The sequence below is a fragment of the uncultured Rhodococcus sp. genome, from assembly GCF_963525155.1.
Classification (GTDB): domain Bacteria; phylum Actinomycetota; class Actinomycetes; order Mycobacteriales; family Mycobacteriaceae; genus Rhodococcus_F; species Rhodococcus_F qingshengii.
Genome location: NZ_CAURKP010000008.1, coordinates 68481 through 88634, shown reverse-complemented (window position 1 = coordinate 88634; position 20154 = coordinate 68481). Strand labels below are relative to the sequence as shown.

15 protein-coding genes and 1 pseudogene are annotated in these 20154 nt (G+C 62.2%); 10 read left to right on the top strand and 6 right to left on the bottom strand.

Features of this window, described 5'->3' with window-relative positions; translation table 11 throughout:
- A pseudogene (locus RWT78_RS03740) lies at positions 1–590 on the bottom strand (two-component sensor histidine kinase); the annotation flags it as partial.
- Positions 591–672: 82 nt separating this feature from the next.
- On the opposite strand from RWT78_RS03740, the gene RWT78_RS03735 reads away from it, so the two are divergent.
- Positions 673–1482 (top strand): membrane protein, encoded by an 810-nt coding sequence (locus RWT78_RS03735; RefSeq protein ID WP_003945809.1) that lies wholly within the window; start codon positions 673–675, stop codon positions 1480–1482.
- A gap of 51 nt (positions 1483–1533) precedes the next feature.
- Here the strand turns inward: RWT78_RS03735 and RWT78_RS03730 are convergent, their stop codons facing one another.
- Genes RWT78_RS03730 through RWT78_RS03720 form a run of 3 tightly spaced genes read right to left on the bottom strand, consistent with a single transcriptional unit; the run spans position 1534 to position 7985 of the window.
- Positions 1534–2949 (bottom strand): serine hydrolase domain-containing protein, encoded by a 1416-nt coding sequence (locus tag RWT78_RS03730; RefSeq protein ID WP_314674026.1) that lies wholly within the window; start codon positions 2947–2949, stop codon positions 1534–1536.
- 2 nt (positions 2950–2951) lie between these two features.
- The gene (locus tag RWT78_RS03725) at positions 2952–6320 is read right to left on the bottom strand and encodes a serine hydrolase (RefSeq protein ID WP_314674024.1); all 3369 of its coding nucleotides are present in this window, start codon (positions 6318–6320) and stop codon (positions 2952–2954) included.
- Between the two features lie 54 nt (positions 6321–6374).
- On the bottom strand, positions 6375–7985 hold the full coding sequence (locus RWT78_RS03720) for an ABC transporter substrate-binding protein (RefSeq protein WP_314674023.1): 1611 nt from the start codon (positions 7983–7985) through the stop codon (positions 6375–6377).
- A gap of 162 nt (positions 7986–8147) precedes the next feature.
- Between RWT78_RS03720 and RWT78_RS03715 the strand changes: the two genes are divergently transcribed.
- The 5 genes from RWT78_RS03715 to RWT78_RS03695 all read left to right on the top strand — a co-directional run bounded on the left by RWT78_RS03715 (position 8148) and on the right by RWT78_RS03695 (position 13380).
- Positions 8148–9308 carry a pyridoxal phosphate-dependent aminotransferase gene (locus RWT78_RS03715; protein ID WP_314674021.1) on the top strand — a complete coding sequence of 387 codons (1161 nt, stop codon included), beginning with the start codon at positions 8148–8150 and terminating at the stop codon, positions 9306–9308.
- 64 nt (positions 9309–9372) lie between these two features.
- A complete protein-coding gene (locus RWT78_RS03710) occupies positions 9373–9978 on the top strand; it encodes a TetR/AcrR family transcriptional regulator (RefSeq protein ID WP_046379784.1) in 606 nt (201 codons plus the stop codon).
- Positions 9979–10034: 56 nt separating this feature from the next.
- Positions 10035–11456: an adenylosuccinate lyase gene (gene purB, locus RWT78_RS03705; protein WP_003945775.1), complete on the top strand. Its 1422-nt coding sequence runs from the start codon at positions 10035–10037 to the stop codon at positions 11454–11456.
- Positions 11457–11522: 66 nt separating this feature from the next.
- Complete coding sequence (locus tag RWT78_RS03700) at positions 11523–11936, top strand: HIT family protein (RefSeq protein WP_037132292.1); 414 nt, start codon at positions 11523–11525, stop codon at positions 11934–11936.
- A 55-nt stretch (positions 11937–11991) separates the two neighbouring features.
- Complete coding sequence (locus RWT78_RS03695) at positions 11992–13380, top strand: DUF1254 domain-containing protein (protein ID WP_314674018.1); 1389 nt, start codon at positions 11992–11994, stop codon at positions 13378–13380.
- Positions 13381–13393: 13 nt separating this feature from the next.
- Here the strand turns inward: RWT78_RS03695 and fes are convergent, their stop codons facing one another.
- Positions 13394–14629 carry an enterochelin esterase gene (gene fes / locus RWT78_RS03690; RefSeq protein WP_314674016.1) on the bottom strand — a complete coding sequence of 412 codons (1236 nt, stop codon included), beginning with the start codon at positions 14627–14629 and terminating at the stop codon, positions 13394–13396.
- A gap of 66 nt (positions 14630–14695) precedes the next feature.
- On the opposite strand from fes, the gene fepB reads away from it, so the two are divergent.
- The 3 genes from fepB to RWT78_RS03675 all read left to right on the top strand — a co-directional run bounded on the left by fepB (position 14696) and on the right by RWT78_RS03675 (position 17775).
- Positions 14696–15691, top strand: coding sequence for a Fe2+-enterobactin ABC transporter substrate-binding protein (gene fepB / locus RWT78_RS03685; RefSeq protein WP_314674013.1), 996 nt, complete (start codon positions 14696–14698; stop codon positions 15689–15691).
- A 147-nt stretch (positions 15692–15838) separates the two neighbouring features.
- The gene (locus tag RWT78_RS03680) at positions 15839–17116 is read left to right on the top strand and encodes a sensor histidine kinase (RefSeq protein ID WP_007734428.1); all 1278 of its coding nucleotides are present in this window, start codon (positions 15839–15841) and stop codon (positions 17114–17116) included.
- The gene (locus RWT78_RS03675; RefSeq protein WP_003945911.1) at positions 17113–17775 is read left to right on the top strand and encodes a response regulator transcription factor; all 663 of its coding nucleotides are present in this window, start codon (positions 17113–17115) and stop codon (positions 17773–17775) included. Before RWT78_RS03680 ends, RWT78_RS03675 begins: the two co-directional genes overlap by 4 nt.
- A gap of 96 nt (positions 17776–17871) precedes the next feature.
- On the opposite strand, the gene RWT78_RS03670 is transcribed toward RWT78_RS03675, so the two are convergent.
- A complete protein-coding gene (locus RWT78_RS03670; protein WP_314674009.1) occupies positions 17872–18804 on the bottom strand; it encodes a tyrosine-protein phosphatase in 933 nt (310 codons plus the stop codon).
- 250 nt (positions 18805–19054) lie between these two features.
- Between RWT78_RS03670 and RWT78_RS03665 the strand changes: the two genes are divergently transcribed.
- Positions 19055–20089 carry an ABC transporter substrate-binding protein gene (locus tag RWT78_RS03665; RefSeq protein WP_082845674.1) on the top strand — a complete coding sequence of 345 codons (1035 nt, stop codon included), beginning with the start codon at positions 19055–19057 and terminating at the stop codon, positions 20087–20089.
- Positions 20090–20154: the final 65 nt, after the last annotated feature.

The window sequence follows — 20154 nt, the reverse complement described above, 5'->3', positions numbered from 1 at the left end:
CGTTCGACGGGAGCGAGGGCCGAACCGACGAGGCGGTAGGTGGCAAACGCTGCCAGCCCCAGGACCAGAGGTCCGACGATGGCCAGCAGAACGGCAACGGTCGTCACCACGGTTTCAACCGGTTCACGGTCGGCGCCGACGAAGACGGTGACTGGTCCGGTCGGCGTCTGAGCGCCTCGCCCGATCAGCCAGTAGTCCTCGTCGTCGGACTTCTTGACCCTTCCGAGAGCGTCCGACTCGTCAGGGCCGAGAAAACGTTCGGACAGGAGGTCGCTGTCGGTTCCAGGTGATTGGGCGACTATTCGGTGATCGGCGTCGACGATCTGCACGATTCCGATCTGACTGTCTGTGGACAGAAGCGAAGGGTCGAGATCGGCCGGGTTCTTTCCGTTGAGCTGCTGGACCAATTGCGTGGCGCGAGCTTCGGAGCTGTTCAGAGCGGACAGATGCAGGGAGTTCGCCAGTACGAAAACCAGTGCAAGCCCGGCGATCACCAGGCAGAAGGCGATCACGAGCGTCGATGCCACGGTCGAACGGGCACGCACGCTCCACCGGGAGGGGTGCAGAATCGACGAGGCTAGATGCTCCATGACGTCCAGTCTGTACTCTCCGGCGCAATCGCGGCGAACGTTCTCAGCTTCCCTTCAACAACCAGGTGCCACGCTGGCCGACATGGCGTTCACGCGTGAAATGGCGAGCAAGGTCCCAGAGGTCACACTGTACTTCTGGCTGATCAAGATTCTGGGCACGACGGTGGGGGAGACTGCCGCGGATTCACTCGACGCGGATCTAGGCATCGGACTGATCGGCACCGCTGCGTTGACTTCGGTGTTCTTGGTCGTCGCGCTGATCATCCAGTTCACGCGGAAACAGTATGTACCGTGGATCTATTGGCTGGTGGTAGTTCTGATCAGCGTAGTCGGAACGCTCATCACCGACATTCTGACCGACGATCTCGGTGTACCGCTCGAAGTGAGTACGGGAGTCTTTGCGGTTGCCCTGGCCGCTACGTTCGGGATCTGGTTTGCCAGTGAACGGACGTTGTCCATCCACAGTATTTGCACGCCGAAGTGCGAAGCGTTCTACTGGTTCGCCATCCTGTTCACATTTTCACTGGGAACGGCGGCAGGAGACTTGATTGCCGAACAGGTGGACCTGGGGTATGCGAAGTCTGCTGTGTTGTTCGGCGTCGTGATCGCCGCAGTGGCCGCCGCGCACTTCGGCCTGAAACTCAATGCTGTACTTGCATTTTGGATCACTTATGTTGTCACTCGTCCATTGGGAGCGTCCATCGGTGACCTGTTGACCCAAGACCGATATGAGGGCGGCTTGGGATTCGGGCCGACGGTGGTGAGCATTGTCTTCACGATCGTGATCGTCGCGCTGGTCGCCTTTCTCACTGGCACCAAAGTCGATGTTCTGCCAGAACCGAGCAATGAACGGCAGCCCGCAGACGCAAAAACGGGTGACGCGGTCCGGTGAGATCGGCGAGTTCGATCGCACTTGTTCGGACCGCGTCACCCGTCTAGAGGATCAGGCCACTCGCTTGGCGGTGCGGCCGCCGAATTCGAGCATCACGGCGCGACCGGTGTCGTCGGTGACGAAGCGTCCCAACGCCCGGGTGGTGTCGGCGCGCGCAGCGAAGTCACGGTCGTTGAGGAAGGCGATCGGGATTGCCGGCGGCCAGACGATGTCCTCGTATTCACCGAGATCCTGCGCGCTGCCCATCCGGATGCCGATTCCCTCGTCAGCGGGGGCGACGGTCATCGTCAGGGAGCCCGCCTGATACTTGCCCAGGACCGCGTCGACAGCAGAGGGTTCCGGCTCGACCACGTCGAGGGATGCCGGCGTGGGTAGTTCTGCGAGGTTGGCCATGCACCAGTCGACGATCTTCTTGCCGATTCCGCCGCCGAGGGCGTTGGTCAGCACGGTGACGGCGAAGTTCTTCTCGGGCACCGTCATGAACTCGGAGACCTGGAGATTGCTGACGTTTCCGCCGTGCCGAACTACCTGTGTGGTTCCGTAGCGAGTCAACAGCCAGCCGATGCCGACCTCCTCGAACATCATCGCCGCGGGACGCTGCGGTTTCTGCATCAGTAACCGGGTTGACTCGTCGAGCGGCTGGCCCTCACCCGGGTGTTCGCCCGACAGTGCGTAGCGTGCCCAGACGAGCTGATCGCGCACCGAGGACCACATTCCGCCGCAGGGCGTCATGCCGCGGTCCAGTCCGGTTTCGTTGGACACGAACGGCACACCGTCGCGGATGTAGTGACCGAGTGCAAACCGGTGGGTCATCACGTCCCACGGCAGGAACGCCGAGTTCTTCATTTCGAGGGGGTCCAGAACGCGCTGCTTGACCAACTCTTCGAAGGTCAGTCCGCTGATCTTGGCCACGACATGTCCGGCGAGAACGAATCCGGAGTTGCTGTAGGAGAAGACTTCTCCCACGGGGAATTCCTGGCGCAGTTCCTTCAGCCGCGAAACCGAGCGTCCCAGGGCGTCTTCGCCCCAGCCTGCCGAGAGGCCGGCGTCGCCGGTGAATCCGCCGGTGTGTGTCAGGAGATGACGCATCGTGACTGTGCGGGTGGCTTCTTCGTCGGCGAAGGTCAGTTCGGGTACGTACTCGACCAACGGGGTGTCGAGGTCGAGCAGTCCGTCCTCGACGAGTGCCATCGCGGCTGTTGCGGCGAACACCTTTGTGGTGGAGCCGATCATGAACATCGTCTTGTCGGTGACCGGGAGCTGGGTTTCGACGCTTTCGATGCCGCTGGTGACGACGATGTCCTTGTCGCCGTGCACGATACCGACCGAGACGCCGGGGATGTTTGCCTCGACCCTCCACTGATCGACGAGTTCTTGAAGCTGTTCTTGCATCTTTGATTCCTCGAGTTCGCTGGCGTTCTGTGTTTCGGCGTTCTGTGTTTCCGTCATCGTATGTGTATCGGTCATCGTCACGCGTTAACCCGTGGTAGGAAGCGGAATCCGACGTACACTCCGTCTCGGTGCGGCCGTACCGTCGTCCAACCGGCGGCCCCGGGTTGACGGGTGGTCCAGGTCCCCGGGATCTGCGACGGTACGAGAGTGGCTACCGTTGCAGGCTTCTTCGGAGCTGTTTCGTCTTCCTCGGGATTCGGGATTACGTCGCCGATGACGGTGATCACGGCTTCGTCAGCGGACTCTCCACGACGGAACTCGATTGCTATTCCGCCCGAGCTGTACTTTCCCAGAACCGAATCCGGAATCGACTCCACACTCGCGAGGTTCGGGGCGAGGGCTTGCGGAGGTTCGAGTCCGACCGACGCGGCCGCGGCTTCGGTGAAGAGATCACGGTAGAGGCCGTCGGCCTTGCCGCCGCTGGTCAGCAGTGCGATCGCGACATTGTGGCGGGGGAAGATGCGCAGATACGCGTGCTGGCCGATGGTGCTGCCGTCGTGCCCGAAAATCTCTTCGCCCGACCAGGTTTCGTGGAACCAGCCCAAGCCCCAACCCGACTTGTCCGGGAACAGTTCGCTGATGTCGATCTCGGGTGTGCGCATCGCGGCGGCTGACTTTTCCGACACGATCCGTACGCCGTCGACGCTCTGTCCTTCGAGAAGACCGAGTTCCGCGAACGTGAGTAGATCTCCGATGCTGGCAGTGATGCAACCCGCGGGCCCCATCGAGCGCGTGATCGGCCAGACGGGCATCACGACGGAGTTCCCCGTATGACCCGCTGCCACAGAGTATCTCGGTGTATCTCCGGTCAACGTGAGTGTGTGCGCGAGGCCGAGCGGATCGATGATCCGCTCCTTGAGGATGTCGTCCCAGATGCCGCCGCGAAGAACCTCGACGATACGAGCTGCAAGGACGTACGCGGAGTTCGAGTACGCGAAGCCGTCCTCGAGTGGATGAACCTGACGGAAGTCACGCAGGCCCTCGACGTAGCGTTCGACGACGTCGTCGCCGCGACCCTTGTCGATGAACAGGTCACCGTCGATTCCGTTGCGATGGTTCAGAAGTGCGCGAACCGTGATGCGGGCAGCTGTTTCCTCGTCCTGCAGTGCGAAATCGGGCAGGATCGACCGGACGGTCGCGTCCAGGTCGAGCAAGCCTTCGTCGACAAGCTGCATGACCAGCATCGCGGTCCATACCTTGGTGATGGATCCGATCTGGAACAGGGAGTCGGTGGATACCTCGACCCCGGTGTCTGCATTGATCACGCCGGAAGCCACCGTCGTACGGGTGATTTCCTTGCCGTTGGAATCGAGTGTGAGAATACCGAATTGAGCACCGGTGACGCCGTAACGCTCACAGAGTACGTCGAGTGAACGCTTCCATGCATCGGCTCCGGCTGACGCGTTGGCCAGGCCGGTCTTGGGCAGCTTCGCGGAGGTGTATCGCTTGACCCACTCGATGAGCCTTGTGCTGTAGTCGATTCGGTGCGAGATCGAACCGTTGACGAGGAACCCGTGGCTTGCACCGGGATACGCCACCAGGCGGGTGGGTACATGCTGCTGGCGCAGTGCGGCGAACCAGGCCTCGGCCTGACCCAGCGGGCACCGCTCGTCCGACTTTCCGTGGAGGATCAGCGTCGGGGTCACCACGTTCTTCACAGCGGCGAGCGGTGAGGCTGCCAGCAGCTTGGCGGAGTTCTCGGGAACAGTCGTGCCGGTGGCGAGTGACGCGAGGTGCGGACCGAAATCGCAGACTCCGGCCATGGCGTTGAAATCGCAGATCAGCCCGCCGGCAACCGCAGCGGCAAAACGATCCGTCGCGGACGTCAGGTGACACGTGCTGTATCCGCCGTAGCTGTACCCGGTGATCGCCAGACGGTCCCCGTCGACAAGTCCCTCGGCGACAAGCGCGTCGATCGGCTCGAGGAAGTCGGCTTGGTCGGAGGTACCCCAGGCGCCGTTGACGGCGTACATGAAGTCTGCGCCGTACCCGTCCGACCCACGTGGATTGAGGGTCAGGATGCGCCAACCCTGGGCGGCGAGAACCTGGTGGGCGGGGTGATAGGTATCTGCAACGCCGGTCCACGCGTTGTGCGGTCCGCCGTGAATGTCGAGCAGAAGGGGTGCAGCGCCACTGGTTTCGGGAGCGGACAGCAACCAACCGTGCACGGTGCGGCCGTCGGAGATGGTGAACTCGCGTTCTTCGGCGGCAAACAGTGTCACCTCGGGGAGTGCTTCTGCGGTGAATTTCGTCAGCGTGGTGACCGCGCCGCTGTCGAGATCGACGAGTGCGACCTCGCCGAAGGACTGCTGCGTGGTGACGATGACGGAGGCGACGCGGGCGTCACGGGCAACGGAGAGCGCCGAGACGACCTCGTTGGGATTGGCGACGAGGGATCGAGAGGTGCCGGTTTCGATGTCGGCCGCGTACAGATGCGTCCATCCACGATCGCGTAGGCAGAACACGATTTCGTCGCCAGTATTCGACAGTGCCGGTGTGCCGCCGGGGTAGCCGGGCGCACCGGGCATCACGTTGCGATCGAGATGAGCTGTGAGGGTGACGTCGACCGGTGTCTCGGTTGGGCCGGGGACGGACAGCCGGATCAGGTCTGCAGTTCCGACACGGACCTCGGGAGTGCCGATGGCGACGACCGAATCTCCCTGCGGATGCCACAGTGTGGAGCCCTGCACTCCGGTGGCATGACCGAGTCGCTGCGGGGGAACCGACAGATCGTCGACGAGGATTCGGTAAGCGCTGAACGTGAGGTTCAGATCGCTGTCCGGTTCGAGATTCGCGGTGAAGGCAAGAGCCGTGCCGTCGGGCGACCAGGACGGAACGTCGGCATTCCAATCACCGTCGGTGAGCCGTCGAACTGCCTTCGTCTCCAGATCGACGGTGTGAAGGTGGCGCCGGAAGGTGCCGAGCCAACCGGCACCGTCCACCTTGTACCCGAGTCGGTCGGTGACGATGGGAGCATTCGGATCGGTGGAGTCCGAACGTGAGACCACAGCGGCGAACGCGATGATATTTCCGTCCGGGCTCCAGGCTGCTGCACCGGCGCCGAGGGGGAGTGATGCTGATGTGGTGAGAGTTTCGGCCTCGCCGCCGGCGAGCGGGATCAGGTGCAGCTGCGCGGAGTCGCCGACCTTACGCAGGAAGGCAATCGAGGTTCCGTCCGGAGAGAACCGAGGGGCAGAATCGGCGGGCCCTGCGGTGAGGCGGCGAGCCCGGGAATCGCGGGACACCGCCCAGAGCGATGTAGTTGCCTTTCCGGCAACAATTTCCGAGCGAACGAAGACGACCACGGTGCCGTCGGGAGAGATTGAGGTCTCCGTGGGTGTGACCACACGGTGGAGGTCGTCGAGAACAAATGGACGGTCAGTCATGTAGATCCTTCGAATCGGAGAAATAGATGCAGACGTAAAGCTTTGTCTTCCGGCTTATTTCAGAACGCGAATGCCAGGGCCGGCCAGGGTGCCGCCAACTGGTGCATACAGGGCCGTTGCGCCGTTGAAGAACATGAAGTTCGGCGACGTGGACACCGGAATGACGTCGGACGAGGTGAACAGTGCTTGTTCCGCTTCCTTCCACACCGAGCAGGATTCCTGCCCGGGCAGAACCGAGGCCTTCGCCGCCAGTTCGGCGTACTTTTGATTGTCGATCGATGCGAAGTTGACACCCGACGGTGGGGTGGGGCCGGCGAAGTACGGAACGAAGATGCTGGGGGTATCGCTCTGGACGGTCAGTCCGATCGAGATCGACCATGACGTCAGGTCTTTCGCTGCGAATGTGTTGGAAATGATGAAGTTGTTGTCACCACCACGAAGCTCTACCTTCGCGCCGAGCTCCTGCCACTGCTTCATCGCGTATTCTGCTGCTGCAGAGGTGGTGTCGCGGTAGTTGGCAAAGATGACCGTCAATTGCAGCGCTTGACCGTCCTTGGTCAGGACACCGTCGGATCCGGGCTTCCAACCGGCGTCCGCAAGAGTCTTTTTCGCAGCGGCCATGTCGAACTTCGGAACTACACCGGTGACGCTGTCGAAGTCACACGCCCGCGGATCGACTACTGCCAGTGCCGTAGCTCGTGAGCCTTTGCCACCGGTGTTGATGTCCGTGTAATCGTCGAGATCGATCGCTTGCACGAGTGCGGTGCGTACCGCCTCGTCCTTGGTGGGGAGAGCCGCATTGTGGTTGAAGATGAACTGTCCGCTCAGGGTGTTGGACGTCATCGACTCGAGGCCTGAAGCTTCCACACGTTCGATATCCGCGCCGGCAACCGGGGCCGCGTTGACCGTTCCGGTGAGGACGAGATTCGCCGTCGTCGCGGCGTCGGTCACGACCTTGATCGTGACCGTCTTGGGCACTCCGAGCGTGTCCGACGTGGTTTCGCCGTTCGGCCCCCAGTTGTATCCGTCGCGGCGTTCGAGCGTGACGTGATCGTTGGCCACTACTTCGGTGATCTTGAACAGTCCGGTTCCGTTGCTGCTGCCTCGAACACTGGCAGGGTCGTCGAGGGCTGCCTGGCACGCCATCTTGAGAGCGCCGATGCGCTCGAGGAGGAAGGGCGCGGGTTCCGTTGTCTTGATCGTGAGCTCGTCACCATCAGCGGTTGCTACCGCAGTTTCGGGTACGGATGCTCCCAACCACGGAGAGCCGTTGGTCGTGTCGACGACCCAGTTGATGTTGTTTGCCGCTGTCTGGGCAGTGAAGGTCGTGCCGTCTTCACACGTGATCCCCTTTTTGAGGGTGAAGTTCAGCGAAGTTCCGTTCTCGCTCCATTTTTCGGCCAGATACTGGCCCGCTGCGCGGGTTTTGGGGTCGATGGCCAACAACGAGTCGTTGGTATAGCTGTTGATCGCCTGCGTGGCAGTCAGATTGGTGATCAGGGGATGAAGGTTCCCGGGGTCGGTGTTCACGATCGTCGTGAAGCTGCCGTCCTTGGCGTAATCGCCGGAAGAATTGCCGCCAGGATCAGAGGTGCTTCCGCACGAGGCAACCGTGAGAACGCCGATCGTGACCAGAGCCGCGGTGGGCACTGAGCGAGCTTTCATCTGATGCACCTTTTGATCGAAGGAAGTCGTTGATCAATGTTGCGCGAGGGACGTGGCCCAGGTCTCGTTGAATCGACTCATGCTGAGCGCCTGAATCTGTCGGATCGTCACAATGGGTGGTCGTCGTTTCTTGCCGCACCACGGTTCGACTACCGTCGGAGTGTGCGCTCAGAATCTCGTCGATCAGATATCCAGACCTTCCATGTCATGGATGTATGGAAGGCCGCGACCGAACGTCAGCGGACACATGGTGACGTCCTGACCTTGGCGGCAGGTCAACCGTCGACGCCCGCGCCGGCACCGGTGCTACGTGCGACGCGAGAGATTCTGGGCACCGAACTACTCGGGTATACCGAGACTTTCGGGATCCTGCAGCTACGCGAGGCTATTGCGCGCTACCACAGCGAGCGATCGGGAATCGCCGTCGACGCCGAAGACGTGGTGGTGACGACCGGTTCGTCCGGGGCGTTCACCTTGCTCTTCCTGGCCGCGTTCGACGAGGGCGACACCGTGGTGGTTGCTCGCCCCGGATATCCCGCGTACCGCAATACCCTTGCCGCTCTCGGCTGCAACGTCGTCGAACTCGACTGCGGGCCGGCAACTCGATACCAGCCGACAGTGGAAATGCTCGAGGCTTTGCCGTCGCCGCCTGCCGGTCTGATCGTCGCGAGCCCCGCAAATCCCACGGGCACGGTGATCTCGCCCGAGGAGCTCGCTGCATTGGCGACGTGGTGCGAGCAGCACGGAACTCTTCTGATCTCGGACGAGATCTACCACGGCATCGGATACGGCGATCAGCACACGTCGAGCGCCTGGGAGACCTCACGCGAATCCGTTGTGATCGGCTCGGTGTCCAAGTACTTCTCGATGACGGGTTGGCGACTCGGGTGGATGTTGGTGCCGACCTACCTTCGGCGCCCGCTGCAGAGACTTGCGTCGAACATGACCGTGTGTCCGCCCGCGATCTCTCAGTACGCCGCCGTCGAGGCGTTCTCGGACGAGGCGAAGGCCGAGTTGGACGGGCACGTTCAGCGGTACGCCGTCAATCGTGAACTGCTGTTGACCGGGCTGCCGAAACTGGGCATCACCGAGCTGGCTCCCGCCGACGGTGCGTTCTACGTCTACGCGGACATCGGCCATCTGTGTGGCGACGAGGGCGCCACCGCGTGGTGTGCCCGGTTGCTGACAGATACCGGGGTCGCGCTGGCACCCGGAATCGATTTCGACACCGTCCATGGAAACCGGATGGTCAGACTTTCGTTCGCGGGCGCGACAGCCGACATCCAGGAGGCGCTGACCCGCCTCGAGAAGTGGCTCGGGTAACAAACAGCAGGGTCTTCGAGCTGTTTCGCCATGCGGAGGTGCCCTCTGCTGGCACGATGTCGTGGTGTCTTCTGCAGCTACGCCCAAGGGTGAACGACGTCGCCAAGCTCTGGTGGCGTCCGCTGCTGAACTTTTGCTGGAGGGCGGGTTCGACGCCGTTCGTCACCGAGCGGTGGCAACCAGAGCTGACCTTCCACTGGCTTCGACGACCTATTACTTCGACTCACTCGACGATCTGATCGCGTGTGCCGTCGAGCTCAACGGCAACGCCGACATGGAAGCGATGCGCGCCAGAGTGGCTGCGGTGACCCAACGTCGGCGGGGCGCGGAATCAACCGTCGAACTCTTGGTCGAGCTGCTGCTCGGAGACGAAGAGAAGCGGCCGGAGAGCCGCGAACGATTGATCTCGCGCTACGAACGATTTGTGGCGTGTGCCCGTCATCCCGCGCTTCGTGACGTGCAGTTGCGCCTACGCGCCCAGCTCGACGACCTGTTGACCGATGCGCTTCGACGCTCGGGCCGAACGGCTCCCGAGGGGCAATTGCGCCGTCTTGTCGCGATGGTCGACGGTGCGATGATCACGGCGCTCGGGGAGTACGACCCGGATCCACGCGGGTTGGCCAGAGGAATGCTCTTGGAATCGATCGACGTGATGGCGCCGCCGGTCTAGCTCGGGTCTCTATCGGGGGTAACAGCACTGCTCGGCCACCGTTAGACTGAGGCCTCGTGAGCCGCATCCCGAATGTCCTTGCCAACCGATACGCCAGCCCGGAGCTTGTTGCTCTGTGGTCTCCCGAGTACAAGATCGTGCTCGAGCGTCAATTGTGGGTGGCGGTGTTGCGTGCGCAGGCAGAGCTGGGCATCGACATTCCGGCCGACGCCATCGACGACTACGAGCGTGTCATCGACAACGTCGACCTCGAGTCCATCGCGGACCGCGAGCGGGTCACCCGCCACGACGTGAAGGCACGCATCGAGGAATTCAACGCACTCGCCGGACACGAGCAGGTCCACAAGGGCATGACCAGCCGCGACCTCACCGAGAACGTCGAGCAGCTGCAGATCGTGCGTTCTCTCGAACACGTCTACAACCACGGCATCGCCGTTGCCGCCCGCTTGGGTGAGCGCGCTGCCGAGTACTCGTCCATCGTTATGGCCGGCCGCTCGCACAACGTCGCAGCTCAGGCCACCACCTTGGGCAAGCGTTTCGCTTCGGCCGCCGACGAGCTGCTGGTTGCACTGACGCGTCTGCGCCAGCTGATCGACCGGTACCCGCTTCGTGGGATCAAGGGCCCGATGGGGACCGCTCAGGACATGCTCGACCTCCTCGACGGCGATGCGGCCAAGCTCGAGCAGCTCGAAGCGAAGGTTGCGGAGCACCTCGGATTCGCTCACGTACTGACCAGCGTCGGCCAGGTGTACCCGCGTTCCCTCGACCACGACGTCATCTCCGCGCTCGTTCAGGTCGGCGCGGGCCCGTCGTCGTTTGCACACACGATCCGCCTGATGGCCGGCCACGAGTTGGTCACCGAAGGCTTCCAGCCCGGCCAGGTCGGCAGCTCGGCGATGCCGCACAAGATGAACACCCGCTCGTGCGAGCGAGTCAACGGACTTCAGGTGATCCTGCGCGGATACGGCTCCATGGCAGCCGAGCTTGCGGGTGCACAGTGGAACGAGGGGGACGTCTTCTGCTCCGTCGTGCGCCGCGTCGCGCTCCCGGACGCGTTCTTCGCGATCGACGGCATGTTCGAGACCTTCCTGACCGTGCTGATCGAGATGGGCGCGTACCCGGCCGTCATCGAGAAGGAACTGACCAGGTATCTGCCGTTCCTCGCCACGACGCGCGTGCTCATGGCCGCCGTCCGCGCCGGCGTCGGACGCGAGACCGCACACGAGGCGATCAAGGAGAACGCCGTCGCAGTTGCGCTGGCGATGCGTGAAGAGGGCAAGGAGCCCGACCTGCTCGATCGTCTTGCCGCCGACGACCGTTTGCCGCTCGACCGCGTTGCACTCGACGAGGCCCTGGCCGACAAGGCTGCTTTTGTCGGTGCCGCTTCGGCTCAGGTCGATGCCGTTGTCGCCGAGGTGCAGAAACTTGTCGACGCCAACCCCGAAGCTGCGGCGTACGCGCCGTCGCCGATTCTGTAAGGGATACGCCCCGTGCGCCTTTTCGGTGGTCACCACTACCGAAAAGGCGCACAGGGGCCCGAGACCATGGACTGCATCTTCTGTTCCATCATCGCCGGTGAGGCCGAGGCCAGTGTCGTCTACGACGATGCGAACGTTCTTGCCTTCATGGATATTCGGCCGTTCACATCCGGCCATCTCCTGGTCGTGCCGAAGCGCCATGCCAGTGGATTGTCCACGCTCGATCCCGACGACGGTGCCAGGATCTTCGCCGTCGCGCAGAAGATCGCCGCGGCGATGCGTACCGGACCTCTCCCCGTCGACGGAGTGAATCTGCACCTCTCCGACGGAGCTGTTGCGGGGCAGGAAGTCTTCCATGTTCATCTGCATGTCATTCCGCGAAATCGCGGCGACGGCTTCGGCCTGCGCGCCCTACCTCGCACGCCCAATCGGACAATCCTCGACAGCACGGCTGCCGTCATTCGAGGCGCACTGAACTAGAGGTTCACCCGGTGTGGGTGATTCGCGCCGAGGTTTTTCCCAGCACCATCTGGGTATGGCCGACATCGAACTGACGTATTCCTCCGGACTTGTCCCGAGGGACGGAGAGCTTCCCGCTCGCGAAACCATCGCAACGGTCTTCGACGAGCTCGACTTCCAAACAGCAGTGCAGGCGTACTTGTGGGCCATACCCATCGTGTCCTGGGCTCAGTGGATGGACGTGCATACCAACATCTTCGGAGCAACTGCCTCCGATATCGTCGTCTACCGCTCATATCGTGACCGACTAGGCCTGATCACCGCCAACGCGACGACTCCGTACATCTTGAACTTTTTCGATCTCGGTGCAACGGGGCCGTTGGTGATCGAATTGCCGCCAGGGCCGACCGCCGGGGGCATCGCAGATTTCTGGCAACGAGAATTCGCGGTGCTCGGTGAGATGGGCCCCGATGCAGGCAAGGGTGGCAAGACCCTGGTAGTCGGCCCAGGCCAGAGTGCCGAGGACACAGGTGATTACACCGTTGTCCACTCCCCGATGATGCACATCATGTTCGGCTTCCGCACGCTCGATCCCGACCCGGCGCGCTCGGGCGCGTTGGTCGACGCCGTCCGGGTGTACCCGTACTCCGATCGTGAGAATCCGACTCCGACGCGTCTGGTCTCACCGGACGGCAAGCCCTGGAGCGGAATTCAGCCGCGAGACCTTCGATACTGGGAACTCCTGCACGACATCGTGCAGGACGAACCTGTCGAAGAGCGCGACCGCTTCCCGATGGCGTGGCTTCGGCAGCTGGGGATTGAGAAGGGCAAGCCATTCGCCCCGGATGATCGAGCGAGAAAGATCTTGCAACGGGCCGTCGAAGTGGGGGAGGTGTTCGCCCAGGCGAATGCGTTCGTCAAACGCTTCCCCGGTTCGCGCTACTGGCCGGATCGCCAGTGGGACTTGGCGATTGTCCTGGACAACTCAGCTCAGCGAGGGGACAACTACGACGAGTTCTATGAACGCGCGTCGTGGTTCTACGAGGCGGTCAGCTTCTCCGAGGCGATGAAGAGTACGACGCCCGGACTCGGGCAGGCGTATCTGGGTAGCTACGCCGACGCCGAGGGGCACTGGTTGGACGGAGGAAAGAGTTACACACTCCACGTACCCGCCGATGTCCCGGCAAAGTTGTTCTGGTCCGCGACGGTCTACTCGGTCGACACACGCTGCCTTGTCGACAACCAGCAGGGCCGAGGCGACCGTGGCTCGCGAGATCCCGATCTTGTTGTCAACGAGGACGGTTCGGTGGATCTCTACTACGGACCTACAGCTCCGGTAGGGAAGGAACCCAATTGGGTTCAGACCATTGCGGGTCAGCACTGGTTCTCGTACTTCCGCTTCTACGGACCGCTCGAACCATATTTCGATCGGACTTGGAAGCTTGGTGACATCGAGCCGGCCTAGAGCGTGGTCTGTCTCACGGACTGCCGATCAGTTCGACAACGGAGTCCAGAAGGACACTGCGCCAGCACAACCAGTCGTGGCCGCCGTCGAAGATCCGACACGACACTTGCGCTCCTGCGGCCTCCAGCGCCTGTGCGACCGCTGCGCTGTGCCCGACCATGTCGGACTCGTGCTTACCTACTTCGAGGACAACGCGTAATCCGTCCGGTGCGCCGTCGCGCTCGATGCGTGCGGCTATGTCTCCACCCGGCGGGCCGTCTTCCCCGCGCTTCAAGCCGGTTGGCCACCAGAACGAACCGGACCCGCTGGCGACCAGCGCGAAGTGTTCGGGGAATTCGAGTGCTGCGAACATCGAAGCCAGGCCGCCGAAGCTCTGCCCCGAGACCACCGTTCGCGTTCGATCAGACGAGAAAGGTGTGACGGCGCGCACCTGCGGAAGCAGTTCGTCGACGACTGCACTCCAATAGTCGCGGTTGCACGGCAATTCCTGCGAACGGCGTTGATTGTCAACGGAATCGATGGCCAGCAGAACGCAGGATTTCAGTTTGCCGGTCTGGACCGCACGATCGAAGGCGGCGCCTGCCGGCATGACCTCGGCCCAGTGACGCCCGTCGAGAAGTATCACGAGCGGCCGTTCTTCGAGCGGTGTCAATCCGTCGTCCACGGTCTCGTAGATCCACACCGGCCGCTCGACGTCCAAAGTCGAACTAGCCCAGGTGAGCTGTACCGACTTCCTGAAAACTGGAGCATCCCAACCGAACTGGACCGGCGCCAAGGGCATCTCGGCGACGGAACGCCTTGTGTCCACACCTGCGGAAAGCGGATTGAGTGGGTCGGCAATTCGGTGCTCGAGCAACCCCAACCAGCGGGTGCGGCGGGTCGAGTCTTCCTTGCCTGCTCCCGGATAGTCGAACTCGTCGACTACGGACTTCGGTACCGGGATGATGCTGTAACTGCTACGCCAGGTGTTCGAGACTTCGGCGGTGTAGAACCACACCGGACTGTCGCCGAGTCGCTGCATCACGCTGAGTTGTTCTGCGTGATGGTCGGTCAGCGAATTTGCATCCAGGTAAACGCGCTCGACCTCGGTCTCCTCGGGCTGACGCCAGAGGAACGTAACTCGAACAGTCTGTGTATCAACGCTTTCGATGATCGGCGTTCCTTGTTGCACTATCCGATTCCAGGACGTCTCGATGTCGGGCGAGGCCGCGAGGGTAGCGGACAATTCGGTCACCGCCTGAGTTAGCATGAGCACAGCCTAACCTAATTTGATGGGCTTTTGAATTCGAGGGGTGGTCCGCCAGTGGGCGTCACAATGAAAAAATCACGCACCCTCAAGGTGCTCTCCGCAGTCTTGGTAGCAGGGTTCGCCCTCGCCGGTTGTAGTTCTGCGGATGCCGATTCCGATGCTGACTCAGCTGCATCGCAGGGTAATTGGCCGCGTACCGTGGAAACGCCGAAGGGGCCGGTGGAGATCACGTCGAAGCCGGAGAGGATCGTCTCGACCAGTGTGACGCTGACGGGCACGCTGTTGTCGATCGACGCTCCGGTGGTGGCTACCGCATCGACGGGACCGAACACCGACGTCTCGGATGCGCAGGGGTTGTTCACACAGTGGGGCGAAATAGCAGAAGAACGCGGACTTGCAGTGTTGCCGATGGGCGGTGCGAACGCGGAATCCGTTCTGGCGCAGAACCCGGACCTGATCGTCGTCTCGGCAACTGGAGGTGACTCCGTCGTCGATCTGTACGAACAGTTCACGGCCATCGCGCCGACAATCGTGGTGGACTACGGCGGAAGTAGTTGGCAGGAAGTCGCCGCTGTGCTGGGTAAGGCGACAGGTCTCGAAGACAACGCGGCGGCCACGGTCGCGAAGTTCGACAGCGCAGTAGAGGCCGCGAAGGCCAAGATCACACTTCCCCCGCAGCCGACCACTGCGCTGGTCTACTACGAGGACGGCAGCGGCGCCAATATCTGGACGCACGAGTCGGGGCAGGCGAAGTTGCTCACGGCGATGGGTTTCACGGTCGCCGACATTCCCGAGTCCGCGAAGAGCAGTGAATCCATGGGTAAGCGCAAGGACATCATTCAGGTCTCGGCGGAGAACCTCTACGACGGTATCGCGGGCAACACCCTGATCTTGGTCAGTGCCGACGACGGTGCGGTGAAGGCGGTCGAGGCACTTCCACTGTTGGCCCAGCATCCGGCAATTCGTGATCACCACGTCTATGCCGTGGGTCTGGACACCTTCCGTCTCGACTACTACAGCGCAACCAACATGGTGAACCGGTTGGTCGAGCAGTTCAGCTGAGCCATAAGTACTAGGCCTTTCACCTTCAACTAGTGCTTTGGTAGGAGCCGGGAATCGAACATTCCCTTCACGTTCGCCGAATGTGGGACCAAGTGGTGCGCGCATGCCACCATGAACGTCAATCATCGGATGCGGAATGGGGAGTGGATGTTCGACTCGGCTGGTCAGAATGCCCCGGGGCAAGCCCTGGCATCGCGAGGGTGGGGACGTTTCAACCTGAACAACCCGGCCACGGCGGCCGTGATCGTCGGCCTGCTGAGTGTGCCGTGGGTGTTCGGTCTCGCCAGTCTCAAGACTGAACCCGAGACGAGCAATCGAGTGCTGAGCGATCCGGGAACCGTCGTCGGCATCATGGGTTTCCTGACGGTGTTGACCGTTGTGGCGTGTGCGCGCCGGCGGTACCCGATCGCGTACTACCTCCTGACGTTGGCAGGATCCGGCGGATTGATGCTCTTCCTCGGCAGTCGATCGCTGGGGGCCACGCCGCTTTTCTGGTTCGCGATCATGGCAGTGTCCATCCGAGTGACAGGCATGCGCCTGGTCGGACTGCTGGTCCTCGGAATGGCGATGGACGTGATCTTGGCGATGTATCTCACCGAACGGGACGGGCTGACGGTCGCCGAGGTTCAGGTGGGGGAGTTGCCTCACTTGTTCCTCGAACCGGCGGCAAACACCGTCACGAGTTTTCTGGTCGTCGCAGCCATGGGAAAGATCGTCGCGCGCCTGCGAAAACAAGCAGTGGAGAACAGTCAGGCAGTAGCGGATCTGCACCGGGACCGCGAACGCAAGATTGCGAATGCCGTTGTCGCCGAACGGCAGGACATGGCACGTGAACTGCACGATGTCGCTGCCCACCACATGACCGGCATGATCATCCAGGCTCGTGCCGCCGACAAGTTCTTCTCGAGCAATCCCGAACAAGCGCAAGCCCTTCTGGGGGGCGTCATCGAGCAGGGTCAGCGGGCCCTCAACAGCTTGCGGCAGATCGTGGGGATACTTCGCCTGGGTGAGGAAGACCCCGATTTCCCGACGCCCATGGTCTCCGACATCGACGAGTTGGTGGACGACTGCAAGCGCACCATCTCGTCGATCTCGTTGGAGAAGGTCGGCCGCTTCGACGACCTGGACAGCGGAGTCCAGTTGACGTGTTACCGCATCGTGCAGGAGGCGTTGTCGAACGTCCTTCGCCATGCGCCGGGTAGCGAGTCCAAGGTGTGTCTGAGTCGAGAAGCCGGTGCGGTGAGGGTACGGGTGGTCAATACTCTCGGGAACGCTCGCCCGGCCTCCGACGGGCAAAACCTCGGAATTGTGGGAATGCGCGAACGCGCGACGCTCATGGGTGGTCAACTGGACGCCGGACCGAATTCGGAAGGTGAGTGGGCTGTGCAGGCACTGGTGCCGGTGAACGGGAGGATCAACGCATGATCGATGTCCTTATTGCAGACGACCAGCAGGTGGTACGGCAGGGGTTCGAGCTGTTTCTCTCCGGTCACCCCGAGATTCGCGTCGTCGGGCATGCCAAGACGGGAGTCGAGGCGTACGAGCAGGTGCGTGCACTGCGTCCGGACGTCGTGCTGATGGATATCCGAATGCCGCACGGCGACGGGTTGACTGCGACCCGGGAGGTCCTTGCCGAGTTTCCCGGGACCCGCGTCATCGTGATCACCACGTTCGATCTCGACGAGTACGTTTTCGAGGCGCTCGACAGCGGTGCCGCAGGGTTCTTGCTCAAAGACGCCGATCCCGAAGAGCTCTCGTCGGCAGTGTTGACCGTGGCCGAAGGTGGTTCGGTGCTCTCGCCGAGATTGACGTCGAGACTGATCGTGGAGTTCGCGAGGCGTAAGCCGGCACCGATGTCCACGGCGCGCTCCGGATCGGATCACGGTCTCAGTGCGCGTGAAATGGATGTGGTGCAGTTGCTGTCACAAGGCTTGGGAAACAACGACATCGCAGATTCCCTCAGCCTCGAACAGAGCACGGTGAAGTCGCACATCAGCAACATCTGCAAGAAGCTGCAGGTTCGTACCCGTGTGCAGATCGTCATCTGGGCGTACCGCAACAACGTGATCGCCGTATCGCGCTGACGCACGGGACGCTGCGGCGCATCCGCCGCGGCACGGGCAGAGAAGTACACGTGCCCCGGGTCGGATCCCTCGTCGAACCCGGGGCATCCGTGCCGCTCAGCCCAGCAGTTTGGCTTTGAGCGTCATGACAGTCGCCGGGCTCAGACCCAAGCCCTCGGTCAGGTATCGATCGACCGACCCGTAGGTCTGGTCCAACTGGGCGAGACCGGCATCGAGATAGCTTGCCTCGACACCCAACAGGGGCTCCATGTTGACGGCCATCTGTTCGCCCAGGCTCGCCGCGATGCCCGCGCGCGTGGCCTTCATGCCTTCGGCCGTGTACTCGTTGGTCAGCAAGTAGTCGTTCATGATCACCGCGCGGTCGACACCGGCGATACTCAGCAGCAGAAACGACGTCCAGCCGGTGCGGTCTTTGCCTGCGGTGCAGTGGAAGACCTGTGCACCTTCGGTTTCCGCGAGACCCGTGAGCAACTGCGCGAACCCGGCTCGCTCCGTCGCTCCGGTGACGAAGGCGCGGTTCATGTCCTGCATCATCGATCGTGAGTCCTCGGGGGACTTGATCTTCGCGATCATCTCGGCGATGTTCCCGGACAGGATCGGAATGTTCTCGTACGCAACCCCGTCGGGCAAGACATCGGGCTTACTGGCGATCTCGGGTTCCGTGCGCAGATCGTAAACCTTTGTCAGTCCCAGCTTTTCGAGATTGCTCATGTCATCGCCCTTGGGCGTGATCGCGTTCGCGCGGTAGAAGACTCCCTTGTTCACGGGCAGGCCGAAAGTTCCCGAGTATCCGGCGCCGGTGCCTGCGACGTCGCGGAAATTGTCGATCCCGGTCAGCCGCGGCGCATCTGGGGTCTGCTCGGAACTGCCGAAGTTGCTGGATCCGAAATCCAGCGAGCCGAACAGCGGAGCCGAGGGGCCAGGTTCGGCCTGCGCGATCGAGGCGCCGAAACCGGTGATGAGAAAGCTACTGGTCAACGCAATGGCCGCGGCAGACCGTAGTGAGCAGGTACGGGTGGATCGGGACATGTGTGAGCCCTTCGTCGAGCGGAGAGAGTGGCGAGTCGATGAGGTATCGCGAAGGCAAGGTAGCGAGTTCGCGTGTCCGATTCGAGAGGAATCTTGCTTTGCTCCCTCTCAGTGGGAGGCGTGCTGCTGTGAGCGTGGGCGGCTCGGGAGGCGCAGTTCATTCCTCGGGAGCTGTGTTTGTGTAAAGGTCCAGTGCCCTGATATTGGTTAGCCTCACCAAATCAATTCCGGAGCAGTCCGGTGCGTTCAGATGGAGTTCAACATGCGGGTTCAAGGTCTGTCGCGGTTTCGCCGCGCAGTGGTGATCGGCGCAGCAGCTGCGCTGGCGGTCGGCGTCGCCGGCTGTAGCAACTCCGAGGAGGCGTCGTCCGAATCGTCGACGACAGCCGCGAGCTCGCAGACCCGTGTCTTCGAGGCACAGAACGGATCCATCGAGATCCCGAGCGACCCGCAACGGATCGTGGCCTGCGGATACGCAGTTCTGCCGCTGATTCAGGCGGGAGCGAACCTGGCAGCAGTATGTGAGTGGACCCGTGAACTCGGCAACATGGACGACAAGACCAAGGCCGCTTACGAAGCTCTGCCGAAGGTCGCACCCGACGGCAACGTCTCCCAGCTCAACTACGAGGGAATCGTCGCTGCCGAGCCCGATCTGATCATCATGGGCGTTCCCGCTCGAGTCGAAAGCCAGCTGGACATGGCGCAGCTCGAGGCGGCCGCTCCCGTCGTCTTCCTGGGACCGACGGTTCCTGCTGATTGGCGAGTGCTGGGCGAGCAGTTCGCCGATGCCGCGAATGTCTCCGACAACTACGGCGAGTTCAAGGACGACTACGACGCCAAAACCGCCGAACTGGCCGCGAAGTACAAGGACAAGCTCGGCTCGCTGACCTTCGGCGGCGTGTGCAACGTCTGCAAGCCAGAAGCCGGCACCTTCTCACGCGAGTACGCGTCCTCGTACACGACCAATCTCTTCGACGGACTCGGACTGCAGTTCCCCGGCACCCCCGCAGACCCTGCCGACATCCACGTCGAACAGGTATCCATCGAGAAGATCGGTGAAAATCTCGGAAATGTCGACGTGATCGTCTACGGCCTCAATGCCGACGGCTCGATGTCGCCCCAGTTGCAGGAGCTGGTCAATTCCGAGCTGTGGAAGGAATTGCCCGCAGTGAAGGCCGGCAACGTCGTCCAGGTCCAGCATTCGCTGGCCGCGACCTATCAGACGGCTCTTCTGACGCTGGATTCGATCGACGAGGGCCTGTCGAAGCTGCCCGCAAACCAGTAGTTCATCGACTGTGACGGTGGCCTCTCGCCTGCTGGCGAGGGGCCACCTGCATATCCGGATGAGCA